Source organism: Actinoplanes sp. M2I2 (assembly GCF_023544445.1).
Classification (GTDB): Bacteria; Actinomycetota; Actinomycetes; order Mycobacteriales; family Micromonosporaceae; genus Actinoplanes.
Genome location: NZ_JALPVJ010000026.1, coordinates 15381 through 30484 on the forward strand (window position 1 = coordinate 15381; position 15104 = coordinate 30484).

Below are 15104 nucleotides of genomic sequence, written 5' to 3' on the forward strand. Positions count from 1 at the left end.
TTGTGGGCTCCGCAGCCAAGCCCGTCGGGCTACGCGAGCTCGAGAACGTGCCGGAGGCAGGGCTGCCCGCCCCGGCTGACCTCGTCGACCGGGACGAAGCCGGTGGCCCGCAGCACGGCCCGGGAAGCTCCGTTGCGGACCTCGGCGTCGGCGATCAGGCGCCGCAACCCGTACTCGTCGCGGGCGAGCGCGCTGACCCGCCGGACGCCGTCCTTGGCTACCCCGCGACCGGAAGCCGCCTCGGCCACCCGGAAGCCCAGCTCGGCCGTGTCGCCGGCCACGTCGACCAGGTTGAACCGGCCCACCACCTCGCCGTCGGCGCGCACCAGCACGTGGAAGCGGCAGACGCCGTCGCGCTGCTCGGCCAGCAGCGCCGCGTGCCGCTCGTCGAACCGGGCGAAGTAGTCGTCGCCGCGATCGGGAGCTGTCTGCGCGAAGTAGACCCGATTGTCGGTCTCGAACCGCAGCAGCGCCGCCGCGTGCCGCTCGGCCAAGGGTTCCAAGATCACCGCTGCCGCGCCTTCCTGTCCAGCCCGCCGGGACGCGGGCCGCCGATGCCGGGGACTACAGACCGCGCGCCTGGAGCACCTCGACGCCCGGGCCGGTCAGGTCGCCGTCGTAGGCCCGTCGGCCCGCCATGGCCATGGTGAGCGCGAGCGTCGTGCCGGTGACCAGCGGCCCCTCGCCGGTGGAGAACGGGCCGTCGGTGGCCTCGAGGCGCAGGCCGCGGACGGCCGTGCGGCTGTTCACGGCGAAGTCGCGGGCGGCGTAGAAGCGGGCCACCGTGGTGACCACCTCGACCGGCGGGGTGCGGGTCAGGCCGAGCGGGCGGCGGACGTCCTCACCGTGCACGACGGTCTCGCCCAGCCAGGCCGGTAGCGGCCCCCAGGCGGCCGTCGTACTGGTGACCACGGCCCGGAACCGTTCCAGGGTCTCGGCCGGCGTCGCGCCGCGGTGTTCGGCCAGCCGGCGCTGGTTGTGCAGGTCGGCGTCGAAGCGGGCACCCACGATGCTCCTGATCCATCTCAGCGGGCCGACACTGGCGGCCGCCGTGAGGTGGGCGACGACGTCCTCCACGGTCCATTCGCCGCAGAGCGACCGGCGGCGCCACTCGGCGTCGCTCAGCGGGGCCAGATCGGCGGCCAGCGCCGCACGCTCCGCGTGGATGGCGGACCAGGCCGCGTTCATGGGGCGATCTTACGGGGCGCCCGCGCTCACGCGTGGCCCCGGAGCTGGACCGCGGCCCGGACGAGATCGGCGTTGGACCCGGCCGTGCGGCCGTCCGGCAACAGGACCGAATCCTCGAAACCCACCCGCGTGTCGTGCCCGCGCCGGAAGGCGTCGCGCACCAGCGGCCACGTCCAGTCGTTCATGCCGTGGGTCAGCCGCGGGCAGGCCGACCCGGCCTCGTCCAGGGCATCGTTGATCCGCCCGGCCACGGCCTCCGGCGGGCCGTCGAGGAAGTACGGTTCGCCCGCGTCGAGCTCGATGCTGATCCGGCGGGCCCGGGGCAGCAGCCCGGACGCCAGCAGCCGCGGCAGCTCGGCGGGCGACCACAGCCCCACGTCGATGCCGATGCCGACGTCGAGCATCGCGCCCATCACGTCTTCGAACCCGTCCTCCGACAGGTTCACCGTGGCGACGTCGACGCCCTCCCACTCCCGGATCATGGCGACGCGGTCGGCGAGCTCCGGCACGATCCACGCTCCCGTGGTGAGCCCCACCTCGACCGGTCCGCCGGCCGCCTCCCGCACCCGGCGGCACGTCTCGGCGACCACCGCCGGGTCGAGCGTCTCGGCGCCGGACTCGTCCCGCACGTGCAGGTGGACACCGGTCGCCCCGGCTGCGAAGCACTCCCGCACCTCATCGACGACCTCGTCCGCCGACACCGGCATCCCCGGATGCACGTCCTTGCCCCACGGCCCGTTCGGCGTCACCTGCAGCATGCTCATCACCTCAAGCTAAGTCCTACGTCTCGAGGTTGCCCGGGGGGAGCCGCACCCGCGAGGCGCGGGTCTCGTCCGGGACGGACAGGGCCGTGAAGGCGGCCCACGGCATGCGGTCGACGGCCTCGGCGGCGCCGTCGTCGGCGATGGCCCGGTAGGCCTGGGAGGCGGCCCGGGCGGCGGCGAGCAGGGCGGCCAGCGGATGCAGGACCAGGCGTACGCCGAGCGCCGCCAGGTCGGTGTCGGGCAGGCCGGGCGAGGCGCCGCCGGCTTCGGAGCGGGACAGCACGACCGGTACGCCGGGAAGCGCGGCCCGCAGGCGGAAGAGCTCCTCGGGCGTACGGATCCCGGCGGGCAGCACGGCGTCGGCGCCCGCGGTCGCGTACGCCCGGCAGCGCTCGATGGCGGCGTCCAGCCCGCTCGTCCCGTAGGCGTCGGTCCGGGCGACGACCGCGACGTCGGGAGCCTGCCGGACCAGCGCGGCCAGCTGGGCGTTGTCCGGGTCGGTCAGCACCAGCCCGGAGATGCCGGCGCGCTGGTACGACAGCGCGGTCCAGGCCGTGTCCTGCGGCGTGTCGAAGCCGGCGCCCGCGTCGGCCAGCAGCGGCACGCCGGCGAGCACCGGGCCGAGGGTGGCCGCGCGGTCCGAGATCTGGGTGGCCGGCACGTAGTCGACGTCGGGACGGCCCATCAGGACCGCGGCCACCGCCGCCTTCGCGAGGTAGACCGCCCGGTGCCCCGCGTGCACCGCGAGCGTGGCGCTCAGCGGATCGAAGACACCCGGCACGTGGGTCACCCGGGTGCCGGAAAGCAGATCTCGGAAGGCGTTCATGAACGACTATTTAACGCGGCCCCGCCGGCGGCCTGTCGGCGACGCCGTGATCCGGGTCGGCTGACCTCTCAAGTCGCCCGCGCCGCGTCCGATCCTTCGCAGGTCGGATCGGTGCGGGAGGTGGGGGCCATGGACATCCGGAAGTGGCGTTTTCGCAGGGCGGTCCGGCAGGCGCTGGCCAACCGCCACCACACCGCGGTGCTGATGATCGACGTGTTCCGGCCGGACGGCGAGACGGTGCCGGCCGAGTTCACCCGGGTGCTGCGCGCCTGCGTGCCCCGGCCCGGCCGGACGTGGCGGCTGGACGAGGGCCGCTTCGCCGTGCTGCTGCCCGGCCTGGCCTTTCCCGAGCAGGCGTACGACGTGGCCGGCCTCATCGCCTCGGCGCTGAGCCCGGTGATCGTCGGCGGCCGGTTGCGGCCGCTCACGGCGGCCATCGGCGTCGCCGTCGCCCCGCCCGGTGAGCTGACCGGCGACCTGGCCGGCGACGAGCTGACCGACCGGGCCGGTCAGGCGATGCTGCGCGCCCGGCGGCGCGGCCCGCAGACCCGGTGGGCGGTCTGGCAGGAGGTCACTCGACGAGACGCGGCGTGAGCGTGCGCACCGCGACCGGTTCGCCCGGGGCGCCGCCCGGCCGGGACCGGTACTCGGGCACGCCGACACAGGTGAACAGCAGCGTCGCCAGGTCGTCGGGCTCGTGCAGCAGGGCGGGCACGTCGGAATCGAGGAACGTCATGCCGGTCGCGCTCGCCCCGACGGCGTACGCGGCCAGGTGCAGCCGGCCCTCGACCAGGCCGGCGGCGAGCTGCGCGGCCCGGTAACCCCGGTCGTCCAGGTCGCCGCCGGGAACGGCGGCGATGACCACGTACGCCGCCTCGGCCGACAGCGACTGACCGAGCGAGACCCGTTCCAGCTCGGTCCGCAGATCCCCGGTGACCACCGGCTCGCGGCCGGGCCGGCGGTAGATGCCCGGCTCGACCCCGTCCACGCCGTGCACGGCCACCCAGTGCGGGACGGCGATGCCGCGCAGCGCGGCGGCCAGCGGCCAGTCGAGGGCCTCGCGCGGCAGCGTCCTCGACCTGTCCATGCGCCGCTGCGAGCCGCGCCGGCGGACCACGGCGTCGACCGTCTCGGTGGACTCCGGCGCGGCGACCGGGTCGCCGACCGGCCACGGGTCTCCCAGCACGCTCGCGTCGCCGGCGCGCTGGGCCGCCGTCACCAGGGGGAACTCCACCTGCGGCAGGTCGCCGGGGAGGGCGCCGCCGGTGGCCTCGACGGCGGGCGCGCCCGGGCCGAACGTCAGCAGCGCCAACGGGAACTCGTGCGTCCCGTCGGCCCCGACCAGATCGCGGATCGCGTCGTCGGGGAAGTCGGTGCGCAGCCGGGGATCGAGGCCGGCCGCCGCGGACGCGGCCTCGAGCTGGGCCAGCAGGGTGCCCGCGTCCCAGTACAGGTGGCGGAAACCGCGCTCGGCGTACCGCCAGCCTGTGCGCCACGGGACGCCGGTGACGACCAGGGTGGTCGCGTCGCCCCGGGCCGGCGGGCCGATCCGCACGAGGGCGTGCCCGGCCGGGTCGTACCAGTGGACACCGTCCTCGACCCCGGCCACGCCGCGGGTCACCGCGTACAGCTCGAGGGGGAATCGGGCCCCGGCCGAGCCGGCGGCACGGAACAGGGTCGTGCGGCCGTTGCGCTCGGCGGTGCGGACGACGCCCGCTCCGAGGAAGAGGATCCGGCCGAGCTGGGCGGCGTCCAGGGGCTGCGCGGGGGCCGGGATCCCGGACAGGACGGCGGCCGCGGGCACCCCCGGATCCGGAAGCTCGCGGGGGAGCGGCACCCGGGCCAGGCCGTCGGGATAGTTCTTGACGGGCGGCGGCACGGTGTCGAGGTCGTTGGGGGTCAGATCGTGCCGCACCCGCGGGTCGTCGACCGGGACGTTCCACTCCCGGTCGGGCGAGTACGAGGTGAGCCGGTGCAGCAGGCCGGCGCCGGATTCGGGGTCCACGTCCCCACTCTGCCAGGGTCCACGTCTTAAGGTGGTGTCCCACGTGTTCGGAGAAGGACGGGCGATGGCGACCATCTTCACGCAGATCATCAACGGCGACCTCCCGGGCCGGATCGTCTGGTCCGACGACCGGGTGGCCGCGTTCCTGACGATCGCGCCGCTCACCGCCGGTCACACGCTGGTCGTGCCGCGCGACGAGATCGACGACTGGACCCAGCTGCCGGCCGGCCTGCTCGGGCACGTCATGGCCGTGAGCCACCGGGTCGGCGCCGCGCTCAAGCAGGTGTACGGGTCGCCGCGGGTCGGGCTGGTCGTCGCGGGCTTCGAGGTGCCGCACGCCCACGTGCACGTGTTCCCGGCCTGGGAGATGGCCGACTTCGACTTCGCGCGGGTCGACCCCGACGTCCCGGCCGAGCGCCTCGACGACGACCAGAAACGCATCCTCGCCGCCCTCGGCCGGGACTGAGACCGGGCGCCCGCTCCGCCACGGGTCAGTCGCAGGCGGTGCCGTCGCCGTCCCGGTCGAGGCCGTAGACGTCGGTGCCGATCACGGTGACCGGCCCGTCCACGTAGGCCGGCCCGTTCCCGCTGCCGCCCGCGCAGTCGACGTCGCTCGCCACGGGCACGCACGGCGTGTAGTTGGAGTCGCAGTTGTCCGAGGGTGCGGTCCTGGTGCCCACGGCGATCACCTTGGTCACGGGCTTCTTGGTGACGGCGGTGCGGACCACGCGGCGGGCGGTCTGCCGGCCGTCCACCGTCGTCACCTCGTACGTGATGGTCTTGACGCCGTCGACACCCTTGGTGCGGACGCGGGTCTTCCCCTCGGCGAGGCTGTCGTCGTCGACCCGCCGGGTCTTGTACGGGATCCGGGCCGTCGCGGTGACGGTCTTGCGGACGGTCGTGGTCGTCGGTGTGGTCGTCGGTGTGGTCGTGGGCACGGCCACCGGCGCGGTCGAGGTCGCGGTGGGCGCGGTCTCGGTGGGCTGAGTTTCGGTGGGCTGGGTCTCGGTGGGCTCGGCCGTCGTCGCGAGGGGCTGGACGTCGGCCAGCCGGTCACCCGTACCGCTCACGGTCTCGGTGCTGTCGCCCGCGAGGGCGCCGATCGCCGTGATGCCGCCACAGCAGGGAAGGATGAGCACGGCCGCGATGAGGCCGACCCGCCGCATCGGCGAGAGGCGCCGCCAGAAGCCCTGCTTGGGGGGTGGTTGAACGGGCCACATCGGACCCGGCGGGGGCGGCATCTGATATGTCACCGCGCAAGTCTGGGCGTCCCGGTGCGCCCGCGAATCGGGGAATCGGCCGACCCCCCCTCCAACAAAAGAACCAAACGTTGAACGACTCTTTCGACAGCCGTGGCCCGGCACAGAGGACGGTGGTGGGCGGCCGATTCGTCCGCGGCGCCGATCAGAGGCCGGTCGACGTCTGGATCAAAGGGACCGTCGGGAGTCGTCGTCCGCGGCGGTCCTCGCGGAAGCGGGGTACGACGTCTACTTTGCGGAGGAGAGGTCACTGACGCATCGCCAGGGGGCAGAGGTGCCGCGCGCATGACGGTGGATGAGCTGCACGTGTCGGTCAGCCACGGGGACGGGCCGGCGATCGTGTTCCTGCACGGCAATCCCACGTCGTCGTACCTGTGGCGGCACGTGGTGGCGCGGCTGGCCGGGCGGTTCCGGTGCGTCGCCGTCGATCTGGTCGGCATGGGGCGTTCCCCCAAGCCCGCGATCGCGTACGACTGGGACGACCACCGCCGCCACCTGAGCCCGGTGCTCGACCGCCTCGACGGGCCGTTCTGGCTGGTCGGACACGACTGGGGGGTGGGGCTGGGGGTCGAGTACGCCCGGACGCGGCCGGGGCGGGTCAGCGGGGTCGCCCTCCTGGAGGGACATCTGCGCCCGCTCGCCTCGTGGGACGAGTTCGACCAGGGTGGGCGGGAGCTCTTCCAGCGGCTGCGCGACCCGGTCGAGGGACGGCGGCTGGTCGAGCAGGAGAACTTCTTCCTGTCCGCGGTCCTGCCGGGCGGAATGCTGCGCCGGCTCGAAGCCGGGGAGCAGACCGCGTACGAGGCGCCCTATCCGACGCCGTCGTCGCGATACCCGATCTGGAAGTGGACCACCCAGATCCCGGTCGCCGGCGAGCCCGCCGAGGTTCATCGCGTGCTGTCCGCCAACTGGGACTGGCTGAGGACCACGGACGTGCCGCGCCTGCTGCTGACCGCCCGGCCCGGGGCGATCCTCGGCCCGGAGCGCGTCGAGGAGATCCGCCGGGCGGCGCCCGGGCTGCGCGTGCGCGACGTGGGGGAGGGGCTGCACTTCCTCCCCGAGGACCAGCCCGGGGCGATCACCGCGGAGCTGGCGGAATGGGTGGCGGCCGCCCGATGACCGGTATTGGCGCATCGCGGGGACGGGCACCCGCCACCGGAGCAGGGGGACCACACTGACGGCACGCTGCGGCTCCAGGGCGGATCGCGCGTACGGAAGGTGGTCGTCGATGATGGTGCGGAGCGCGCTGACGGCTGTGCTGGCCGTGGGAGTTCTGGGGGTGCCGTCGGTCGCGCAGGCCGCGGCGCGCGGGCCGGTGCTCGACCCGTCGTTCGGTTCGCGGGGCTGGGTCGTCAACGACTACGGCGCCGGCGATGCCGTCCGGGACGTCGCCCTGCAGCCGGACGGGAAGATCGTCGCGTTCGGCAGCGGCTACGAGGGTCGCTTCCTGCTGCAGCGGCACCGGGCCGACGGCTCGCCCGACGACACGTTCGGCATCTCCGGGGTGGTCGTCACCGACGTCGACCCGGAGTCGTGGGAAGACCCGATCTCGATGGTGCTGCAGCCCGGCGGCCGCATCCTCGTCGCGGGCACCGTCTCCCGGGCCGGGGCGGCTCACCCGGTGCTGATCCGCTATCTGCCCGACGGCAGCGTCGACACCTCCTTCGGTACGGACGGCCGGCTCTTCCCGGCGCTGGGCGCCGCCACGTCGGGGGCCCGGTCGGCCGACCTGGCCGCCCAGCCCGACGGCCGGATTCTGCTGGGGCTCTCGGCCACCACCGGCGACGGCAGCGCCCCGCCGATCCTGCTGCGGCTGCTGCCCGACGGCACGCCTGACGTCACGTTCGGTGCGGGCGGCGTGGCCCGCTTCGATCTGGGGCCTCGCGAGTTCGACTCCGTGACGTCCATCGCGCCCGCCCCGGACGGCGGCGTCGTCGTGGCCGGCCAGACCGGCTACTGGGGTTCGCTGCCCGAGCCCACCTACGACGTCGTGGTCGCCCGGTTCACGTCGCGCGGGGTGCTCGACACGTCCTTCGGGCCGGGCGGCCGGGTCGTCCGGGACTTCACCGGACCGGGCGGCATCGACGACACCGCCGGGCTGGCCGTGGGCCGGGACGGCCGCATCCTGCAGACCGTCCGCATCCAGCAGGGCGACACCAACCGCAAGGGCCTGCTGCGTTATCTGCCGAACGGCAGGCCCGACCCTTCCCTGGGGCGCGGCGGCTTCACGTACGTCGCGGGGCCGGTGGTTTCGCCGGTCCTGCGCCCCGACGGCCGCATCACCACCACCGGAACTATCGGCGGCGACGTCGCCCTGGCCCGCTACCGCCCCGACGGCACCGCCGACCCGCACTTCGGCCGCCGCGGCGTCCTCGTCACCGACCTGGGCGCCTACGACGAGGGCACCGTCCTGAAGATCCAACCCGACGGCCGCCTGCTGGTAGGCGGCAGCGGCGGCGTAGAAGGCGGCGACGCCTTCACCCTCGTCCGCTACCGCCCCTGACCGCCTACCCACCTGCCAGGCCAACCTGCTGCCCCGCCGCGCGGCGGGGCAGCTGCCCGGACGCCTGGCAATCGGACGCCCCGGTTGCCAGGCAATCGTCCGCCCCGGGCGCCCCGGCCGTTCGGTAAGCGCCGCCTTGCTGCCTAGCCGCGCGGTACCCCGGCTGCCCGGCCGTACTGGCCGCGTGGCACTCGGGTTGCCCCGGCTGCCTGGCAACCGGCCGTTCGGCATTCAGCCCTTCGGCCGCCCTGGCCGCGCGGCACTCCGCTGCCCGGCAACTGGCCATCCGCCCGCTCGGCAATGGACCGCCCGGTATCCCGGCAATCGACCGCCCGGTATTCGGTTGCCCGGCCGTCCTAGCCGCGCGTCACTCTGGCTGCCCGGCTATCGACCGTCCCGGGCAGCCCGGCCGTCCGGCCGTTGGCGGCCGGGCCCGTGGCGGCGCGGTCGGGGCGCTCGGGCCACGGCCGGGTGTCCGGGGCGGGGGCGGCTTTCGCCGGACGCGTTGGCGATGTCCTGCGGTGTTTATCGGCTGGGCGTGGCTCGGGCCAGGGAGAGGGCGAAGCGTCCGTCGGGGTCGGTCCACCAGTGGTCGAGGGTGAAGCCGGCCTCGGACAGCTCCTTGGCCACGCCCTCGCGCCGGAACTTGGCGGAGATCTCGGTGCGGATCTCCTCGCCGGACGCGAATTCGACGACCAGGTCGACGGCCGGGATCGTGACGCGCATCGGCCAGCGGGCGCGCAGCCGCATCTCGATCCACTCATGGTCGGCGTCCCACAGGGCTACGTGGGCGAAGCCGTCCACGTCGAAGTCGGCCTGCAGATGGTGGTTGAGCACGCGCAGCACGTTCTTGTCGAACTCGGCGGTCACGCCGGACGCGTCGTCGTAGGCCCGGACGAGCATGCGTGGGCTCTTCACCAGGTCGGTGCCGAGCAGCAGGTGTTCGCCCGGCTGCAGCACGGCCCGAACGTCGGTCAGGAAGCGGGCTCGCTCGGCCGGCGTGAAATTGCCGATCGTGCCGCCGAGGAACGCCACCAGCCGCCCGGCCGGCGCGGGCAGGAACCCGAGATGCCGGGTGATGTCGCCGACGATGCCGTGCACGGGCAGATCCGGGAAGTCGACCGCCAGGTGCGCCGCCGCGGCCTCGAGCGCCGTGGGCGACACGTCCATCGGCACGAACGAGGCGGGCCGGAGCGCGTCGAGCAGCAGGCGGGTCTTGGTGGAGTAGCCCGAGCCCAACTCGATCAGGGTGCGCGCCCCGGTGATCCGGGCGATGTCCCCGGCGTGCTCGGCCAGGATCGTCCGCTCGGCGCGGGTCGGGTAGTACTCGGGCAACTCGGTGATCCGCTCGAACAACTCGCTGCCGCGGGCGTCGTAGAACCACTTGGGCGGGAGCCATTTCGGCGTGTCGGTGAGGCCGGCCACCACGTCGGCGCGCAGCGCGCTCTCCTGGGTCTCGGCGTCCAGGTGGACCTCAAGCGGGATGGTCATGGCTCTCCCGGGGGATCGGCTGCGGCGCGACCGGGGCGGCGACCGTGGTCGCCCGGTCGCTGAAGGGCTGCGCGCCGCTGGCGGGCGGGGGCGGCGCAGGCTGGTTGGTGGGTGGGGGCGGCATTGAGTGGTTGCCCAATGGGGGTGGTTCGGGGCGGTCGCCCAGGGGGAGCAGGCGTAGGTCGCCGGGGGTGGCGATCAGCAGGGTGCGGTCGGGGACGGGCTGCCAGGCCGGGTCGTCGTCGAGCGGCTCCGAGCTGACCAGGACGGAGTGGGGGGTGACGAGCACGGACAGGGCGTGGCCGACCGCGCTGGCCACGATGGTCGCGCCGTCGGTGAGTAGCAGGTTGAGCCGTGACCCGGGGGCGACCGCGGCCACCTCGGCGATCGTTCCCGCGACGGCCTCGCACAGGCCCGAGCCCCGCCGCAGCCGGGCCCGGACCAGCGCCCACAGCAGGGCGGCGTCGCTGGGCGCGTCCAGCGTGAGCAGGTCGGTGACCGGCAGGCCGGCGGCCAGCGGGGCCACCGAGCCCGGCCAGCCGGTGACGACCCCGTTGTGGCTGAACAGCCACGGACCCTCGGCGAACGGCGCGACCGCGAAGGACGTGACCGGCATGCCGGCGGTGGCGCTGCGGACGGCGGCGAGCACCGCGCCGGCCGGGACCGACGCGGCCAGCCGGGGCAGGTCGGGATCGCTCCACAGCGGACCGGCCCGGCGGTAGCGCACCGGGCCGTCGGGCGCGTACCACCCGACGCCGAACCCGTCCGCGTTGATCGTGCCGCCACCGCGCATGTCGCGCGGCGCCCAGGACTGGTGGGCCAGCGAGTGCGACGGCTCGAACAGCAGCCGGGACAGGGGAACGGGCGGGCCGAGATAGGCGAGGTGGCGGCACATCAGGCGTCCCGCGCGCAGCGGAAGCCGCTGAAGATCTGCCGCCGGATCGGGTAGTCCCAGTTGCGGAACGTGCCCCGGACGGCCGAGTCGTCGGTGCCGAACGAGCCGCCGCGCAGCACCTTGTGGTCGGGGCCGAAGAAGACCTCCGAATACTCGCGGTAGGGGAACGCGGCGAACCCCGGGTAGCCGTGGAAGTCGGTGGACGTCCACTCCCACACGTCGCCCATCAACTGGTGGACGCCGAGCGGCGAGGCGCCCTCGGGGAACGCCCCCGCGGCCGCCGGGCGCAGGTGCCGCTGGCCCAGGTTGGCGTGCCGCGGGGCCGGCGGCTCGTCGCCCCACGGGAAGCGCCGCGAACGGCCGGTCGCGGGGTCGAATCGGGCCGCCTTCTCCCACTCGGCCTCGGTCGGCAGTCGCTTGCCGGCCCAGCTCGCGTACGCCTCGGCCTCGTGGAAACAGACGTGGACCACCGGCTCGCCGGGCGCGATCGGGGCCGTGCGGCCGAACGTCGTCGCCGCCCAGCCGGCGCCGTCGCGCCGCCAGTGGGCCGGCGCGGTGAGCCCGGCCGCCTGGCGGTGGTCCCAGCCGGCCGCGCTCCACCAGCGCGGGTCGTCGTAGCCGCCGGCGTCGATGAACGCCGCGTACTCGGCGTTGGTCACCGCGGCCCGGTCGATGTGGAACGCCGCCACCTCGACCCGGTGGGCCGGGCGTTCGTTGTCGAGTGCCCACGGCTCGGTGTCGGTGCCCATCGTGAACGGCCCACCGGGCACGAGCACCTCGCCGGAGACCACGGCCGGCGGCTCGGGCGGCGGCGCCGCGGCGAGCACCGGCGCGCCCGAGCGGAGCTGGTGGGTGGCGAGCATGGTCTCGTCGTGCTGCTGCTCGTGCTGCACGATCATGCCGAACGCGAAGCCGTCGGCGACCAGGCGGCGGCCCTGGTCGAGGCGGGCCCGGTCGAGCACGTCGAGCGCCTTGTCGCGGACCTGGGCCACGTAGCGGCGGGCCTCGGCCGGGTTGAGCAGGGGCAGGGCCGTGCGGTCGCGGCGGGCGTGCTTGAACGCGTCGTAGAGCTCGTCGATGTCGTGGCGCACCGGCTCGCGGCCGCCGACGTCGCGGACCAGCCAGAGCTCCTCCTGGTTGCCGACGTGGGCCAGATCCCACACCAGCGGCGACATGAGCGGGGAGTGCTGCCGGGTGAGGTCGTCGTCGTCGACGGCCTCGGTCAACCGGGCGGTGCGGTCGCGGGCCCGGAGCAACTCGGCGGCGACGCGGTCGCGCAGCCGCTCGGTCTCGATGGTCATCGCAGCTTCCGTTCGATCGTCTCGGTGAGGCCGGCGCCGGACAGCCGGTCATCGGCTCGGGCGCGGCGCAGGGCCAGGTCGAGCACGGCCCGGGCGGTGCGGCGCAGGGCGGGATCGGCGAGCCCGGAGCGCCAGGCCGGCACCCAGCGGCCGGCCGTCGGCAGGGCCAGGTCGAGCGCGGCGCCGGTGGTGGCCGGGTCGGCCAGCAGGGTGGCCAGCACGGCCACCGGGGCGAGCCAGCCGGCGCCGGCCTGGGCGTCGAGATAGCGCACCTCGAGGTAGCCGCGCGGACGCACCGGCGGGAACAGCGTGCTCAGGTGGTAGTCGACGTCGGCCACCGTGAGCGGCGCGGTCAGCGCCCCACGGGCCCAGTCGCCCAGCGTGGCGCCGGCCGGCGCGGCCCAGCTGTCGCCGTCGCGCCGTACACAGGTCAGCGGCGCGTCGAGCGCGTAGCGGACCCAGTCGCCGGCCGGGTCGGCCGACACGCCGACCGGATGGGTGAGGCGCGGGTCCATCGCCCACCAGGCGGCCATCCGCGCGGAGGCCAGCCCGGTGTCGCGGCCGGCGTGGCGGCCCGAGGTGGCGAAGGCGGCCAGCAACGGCGGGCCGAGCGCCGAGACGGCCGCCCACCGGACGGCCAGCTCGCTGTCGGTGCCCGCGTCGAGGCAGACCTGCAGGCCCGCCGTGCTGCACATCATCACCCGGCCGTCCCCGCCCCGCGCGTCGAAGGCCTGCTCCATGGCGTCGTAGCGGGGGGTGCGCACGAGGCGCCGGGGCGCTCGGTGCGGGTCGATGCCGTGCCCGCCGAGCGTCAGGCCGGCCGCCTCGAGCAGGCCGCTCAGATATCGCCGGTCGGCGTCGACCGCCGTCCGCAGCGCGGCCAGGGTGGGGGCGGGGGCGGAGGAGATCTCGACCTGGCCGCCGGGCTCGACGCTGATCGTGCCGCCGGCGGGCAGGGGCTGCGGCGGATGCGCCGCGCCGAGGGTCGTGGGGGAGTGCCGGCCGAGCGCCTGCCGCAGCGTCTCGACGGCCAGCGGCGCCCGGGGCGCCGCGAGGTGATGGACGGTCCATTCCAGTTCCGCGCCGATCAGCGCCGGGGGACCGGTCTTGAAGCAGATGGCACGGATCCGCGCCTCCACCTCGTTCTGCGTGCGGAGGACGGCCGCCGTGTCGGCGTCACCATCCGCCAGCAGCCGGATGCTCTTGGTCATGAGCCCGAACTTACGGCCGGGGTCCGACATTTTCGCGGAGGACCGCAGACCAGTCCGACGTGGACGGCTGCCACGCTGCGGCTTCGTTGCGCAGTGATCTGGGTCACTCGAAAAAGGGAAGCGTTTCACTCCGCGAGGACCCCCGGTTAAGGGGCGCTTAAGGTCTTGCCTACCGGCCTCACCTGCGCAAACGGCACCCGCGGCATTGTCGCTGGGAAATACCTGAACCGTTGCCGTGACCGTTTCGTACTTCTCGGCGCGTGCCCCGGCGGAGCGGCGCGGCAGTGGTGGAGCTAAGGAGTCGCGATGGCGGGCACCGGAATCGACACCTCGATCCTGCACCAGGGCGCTCACAGCGCGTCCTACTTCGACCTGGCCCGCAGCGCCGGCGAGGGCGTCGAGATCGTGGACTTCTGCATTCCCTGCAATCCGTACTTCCCGACGCCCGAGATGTTCGACGAGCTGAGCCGGGACCTCAAGAACATCCTGAAGTACTACCCGAGCGACTCGTCCAGCATCACCAAGAAACTGTGCAGCGTCCTCGGACTGCACCCGCAGACGGTCGCGATGGCCAACGGCTCGACCGAACTGATCACCTGGATCGACCATCTGCTGATCGCCGAGAGCGTGGCGATCCCCATCCCCACGTTCGGGCGCTGGACCGACCAGCCGCTCGAGACCGGCAAGCGGGTCGACATGTTCCCGTTGCAGGAGCGGGACGGCTTCCGGCTCAACCTGGACGACTACGTGCGCTTCATCCGCGACCGCGGCTCCCGCGTGGCCGTGGTCTGCAACGTCAACAACCCGGACGGCTGCTATCTGCCGCGCCGCGACGTCATCCGCTTCATGGACCTGCTCGGCGACCTCGACCTGGTCGTCATCGACGAGTCCTTCATCGACTTCTCCGACCTGGAGCAGTACCCGTCGGTCGGCCCCGACGCGGTGATCCGCCCGAACACGGTGGTGCTCAAGAGCCTGGGCAAGAACTTCGGCCTGCACGGCATCCGGTTCGGCTACCTGATGGCCAACCCGGCGATCGCCGGGCGGATCGGCAAGGCGCTGCCCAAGTGGAACCTCAACTCGCTGGCCGAGAAGGTCGTGTTCATGATCGAGGAGCACGAGGACGAGTACGAGGAGAGCCTGCGCCTGCTGAGCCGCGACCGCCGCTCGATGGCCGGCGAGCTGGCGCGGATCCCGGGGCTGACCGTGTTCCCGTCGCAGGGCAACTTCATCCTGGTCAAACTGCCCACCGAGTGGTCGGGTGTGGCCCTGCGCGACCACCTCGTGGCCGACCACGGCGTCTACACCCGCGAGTGCGGCAACAAGCTGGGCATGACCAGCCAGTTCATGCGGCTGGTGGTGCGACCCGGGCGGGACGTCGACCGGCTGATCGACGGCATGATGGACTACGGCCGTCAGTTCCGGGTGCGCTCGTACGAGGAACCGGCCGACAGCCGCCGCGGCTGGGAGACGCCGCGCGAGGAGGCCCCGGACAACCTCATCCCGTACCCGTCGCGCCGCGGCGGCGAGTACACGGCCCGCCGGGCCGCCCATGCGTAGGCTGCGCCGCCGCGTCCGTACGGCGTGCTTCGGGCGGCGGCCCGCGCGGTGGCGGGCGGCCCGCCGTCCCGGCCCCGCACGCCGCCGCAAATGACTGGTAC

Annotated in this window: 14 protein-coding genes and 1 pseudogene; 5 read left to right on the top strand and 10 right to left on the bottom strand. The window is 74.1% G+C overall.

The window, feature by feature from the left end; all coding sequences use genetic code 11:
* Positions 1-29 precede the first annotated feature (29 nt).
* From HJC40_RS37740 to HJC40_RS37755, 4 genes are read right to left on the bottom strand one after another with little or no spacing between them, the layout of a single operon-like run.
* A complete protein-coding gene (locus HJC40_RS37740; RefSeq protein ID WP_250008332.1) occupies positions 30-509 on the bottom strand; it encodes a GNAT family N-acetyltransferase in 480 nt (159 codons plus the stop codon).
* Positions 510-564: 55 nt separating this feature from the next.
* The gene (locus HJC40_RS37745) at positions 565-1188 is read right to left on the bottom strand and encodes a maleylpyruvate isomerase family mycothiol-dependent enzyme (protein ID WP_250008333.1); all 624 of its coding nucleotides are present in this window, start codon (positions 1186-1188) and stop codon (positions 565-567) included.
* Between the two features lie 26 nt (positions 1189-1214).
* Positions 1215-1952, bottom strand: a complete 738-nt coding sequence (locus HJC40_RS37750) for a 3-keto-5-aminohexanoate cleavage protein (RefSeq protein ID WP_250008334.1) — start codon at positions 1950-1952, stop codon at positions 1215-1217.
* Positions 1953-1968: 16 nt separating this feature from the next.
* Positions 1969-2778: an isocitrate lyase/phosphoenolpyruvate mutase family protein gene (locus HJC40_RS37755; protein WP_250008335.1), complete on the bottom strand. Its 810-nt coding sequence runs from the start codon at positions 2776-2778 to the stop codon at positions 1969-1971.
* Positions 2779-2907: 129 nt separating this feature from the next.
* Between HJC40_RS37755 and HJC40_RS37760 the strand changes: the two genes are divergently transcribed.
* Positions 2908-3372, top strand: coding sequence for a GGDEF domain-containing protein (locus HJC40_RS37760; protein WP_250008336.1), 465 nt, complete (start codon positions 2908-2910; stop codon positions 3370-3372).
* Here the strand turns inward: HJC40_RS37760 and HJC40_RS37765 are convergent.
* The gene (locus tag HJC40_RS37765; RefSeq protein ID WP_250008337.1) at positions 3350-4783 is read right to left on the bottom strand and encodes a hypothetical protein; all 1434 of its coding nucleotides are present in this window, start codon (positions 4781-4783) and stop codon (positions 3350-3352) included. The two genes, HJC40_RS37760 and HJC40_RS37765, sit on opposite strands and share 23 nt — an antisense overlap.
* Before the next feature lie 64 nt (positions 4784-4847).
* Between HJC40_RS37765 and HJC40_RS37770 the strand changes: the two genes are divergently transcribed.
* Entirely contained in the window at positions 4848-5249 is a 402-nt protein-coding gene (locus HJC40_RS37770) for an HIT family protein (RefSeq protein WP_250008338.1), read from the top strand.
* Between the two features lie 25 nt (positions 5250-5274).
* On the opposite strand, the gene HJC40_RS37775 is transcribed toward HJC40_RS37770, so the two are convergent.
* Positions 5275-6036, bottom strand: a complete 762-nt coding sequence (locus tag HJC40_RS37775) for a G5 domain-containing protein (protein ID WP_250008339.1) — start codon at positions 6034-6036, stop codon at positions 5275-5277.
* A gap of 291 nt (positions 6037-6327) precedes the next feature.
* Here HJC40_RS37775 and HJC40_RS37780 point away from each other — a divergent pair, with 291 nt between their 5' ends.
* Both HJC40_RS37780 and HJC40_RS37785 read left to right on the top strand, forming a co-directional pair.
* Entirely contained in the window at positions 6328-7161 is an 834-nt protein-coding gene (locus tag HJC40_RS37780; RefSeq protein ID WP_250008341.1) for a haloalkane dehalogenase, read from the top strand.
* Between the two features lie 109 nt (positions 7162-7270).
* Positions 7271-8545 (top strand): delta-60 repeat domain-containing protein, encoded by a 1275-nt coding sequence (locus HJC40_RS37785; protein ID WP_250008342.1) that lies wholly within the window; start codon positions 7271-7273, stop codon positions 8543-8545.
* A 525-nt stretch (positions 8546-9070) separates the two neighbouring features.
* On the opposite strand, the gene egtD is transcribed toward HJC40_RS37785, so the two are convergent.
* The 4 genes and pseudogenes from egtD to HJC40_RS37805 form a co-directional block, all read right to left on the bottom strand.
* On the bottom strand, positions 9071-10036 hold the full coding sequence (gene egtD, locus HJC40_RS37790) for an L-histidine N(alpha)-methyltransferase (RefSeq protein ID WP_250008343.1): 966 nt from the start codon (positions 10034-10036) through the stop codon (positions 9071-9073).
* 175 nt (positions 10037-10211) lie between these two features.
* Positions 10212-10931 (bottom strand): annotated as a pseudogene (gene egtC / locus HJC40_RS37795) (ergothioneine biosynthesis protein EgtC); the annotation flags it as partial.
* On the bottom strand, positions 10931-12232 hold the full coding sequence (gene egtB / locus HJC40_RS37800) for an ergothioneine biosynthesis protein EgtB (protein WP_250008344.1): 1302 nt from the start codon (positions 12230-12232) through the stop codon (positions 10931-10933). The pseudogene egtC and the gene egtB, both read right to left, overlap by 1 nt.
* Complete coding sequence (locus HJC40_RS37805) at positions 12229-13443, bottom strand: glutamate-cysteine ligase family protein (RefSeq protein ID WP_250008345.1); 1215 nt, start codon at positions 13441-13443, stop codon at positions 12229-12231. Before HJC40_RS37805 ends, egtB begins: the two co-directional genes overlap by 4 nt.
* Positions 13444-13749: 306 nt before the next feature.
* On the opposite strand from HJC40_RS37805, the gene HJC40_RS37810 reads away from it, so the two are divergent.
* On the top strand, positions 13750-15003 hold the full coding sequence (locus HJC40_RS37810) for a histidinol-phosphate transaminase (protein ID WP_250008346.1): 1254 nt from the start codon (positions 13750-13752) through the stop codon (positions 15001-15003).
* Positions 15004-15104: the final 101 nt, after the last annotated feature.

Excerpts from the sequence above, each read along its gene's own strand:
- HJC40_RS37770 (WP_250008338.1), top strand. The coding sequence starts at position 4,848 with ATGGCGACCATCTTCACGCAGATCATCAACGGCGACCTCCCGGGCCGG.
- HJC40_RS37780 (WP_250008341.1), top strand. The coding sequence starts at position 6,328 with ATGACGGTGGATGAGCTGCACGTGTCGGTCAGCCACGGGGACGGGCCG.
- egtB (WP_250008344.1), bottom strand. The coding sequence starts at position 12,232 with ATGACCATCGAGACCGAGCGGCTGCGCGACCGCGTCGCCGCCGAGTTG.
- HJC40_RS37750 (WP_250008334.1), bottom strand. The coding sequence starts at position 1,952 with ATGAGCATGCTGCAGGTGACGCCGAACGGGCCGTGGGGCAAGGACGTG.
- HJC40_RS37785 (WP_250008342.1), top strand. The coding sequence starts at position 7,271 with ATGATGGTGCGGAGCGCGCTGACGGCTGTGCTGGCCGTGGGAGTTCTG.
- HJC40_RS37755 (WP_250008335.1), bottom strand. The coding sequence starts at position 2,778 with ATGAACGCCTTCCGAGATCTGCTTTCCGGCACCCGGGTGACCCACGTG.
- HJC40_RS37805 (WP_250008345.1), bottom strand. The coding sequence starts at position 13,443 with ATGACCAAGAGCATCCGGCTGCTGGCGGATGGTGACGCCGACACGGCG.
- egtD (WP_250008343.1), bottom strand. The coding sequence starts at position 10,036 with ATGACCATCCCGCTTGAGGTCCACCTGGACGCCGAGACCCAGGAGAGC.
- HJC40_RS37760 (WP_250008336.1), top strand. The coding sequence starts at position 2,908 with ATGGACATCCGGAAGTGGCGTTTTCGCAGGGCGGTCCGGCAGGCGCTG.
- HJC40_RS37745 (WP_250008333.1), bottom strand. The coding sequence starts at position 1,188 with ATGAACGCGGCCTGGTCCGCCATCCACGCGGAGCGTGCGGCGCTGGCC.
- HJC40_RS37810 (WP_250008346.1), top strand. The coding sequence starts at position 13,750 with ATGGCGGGCACCGGAATCGACACCTCGATCCTGCACCAGGGCGCTCAC.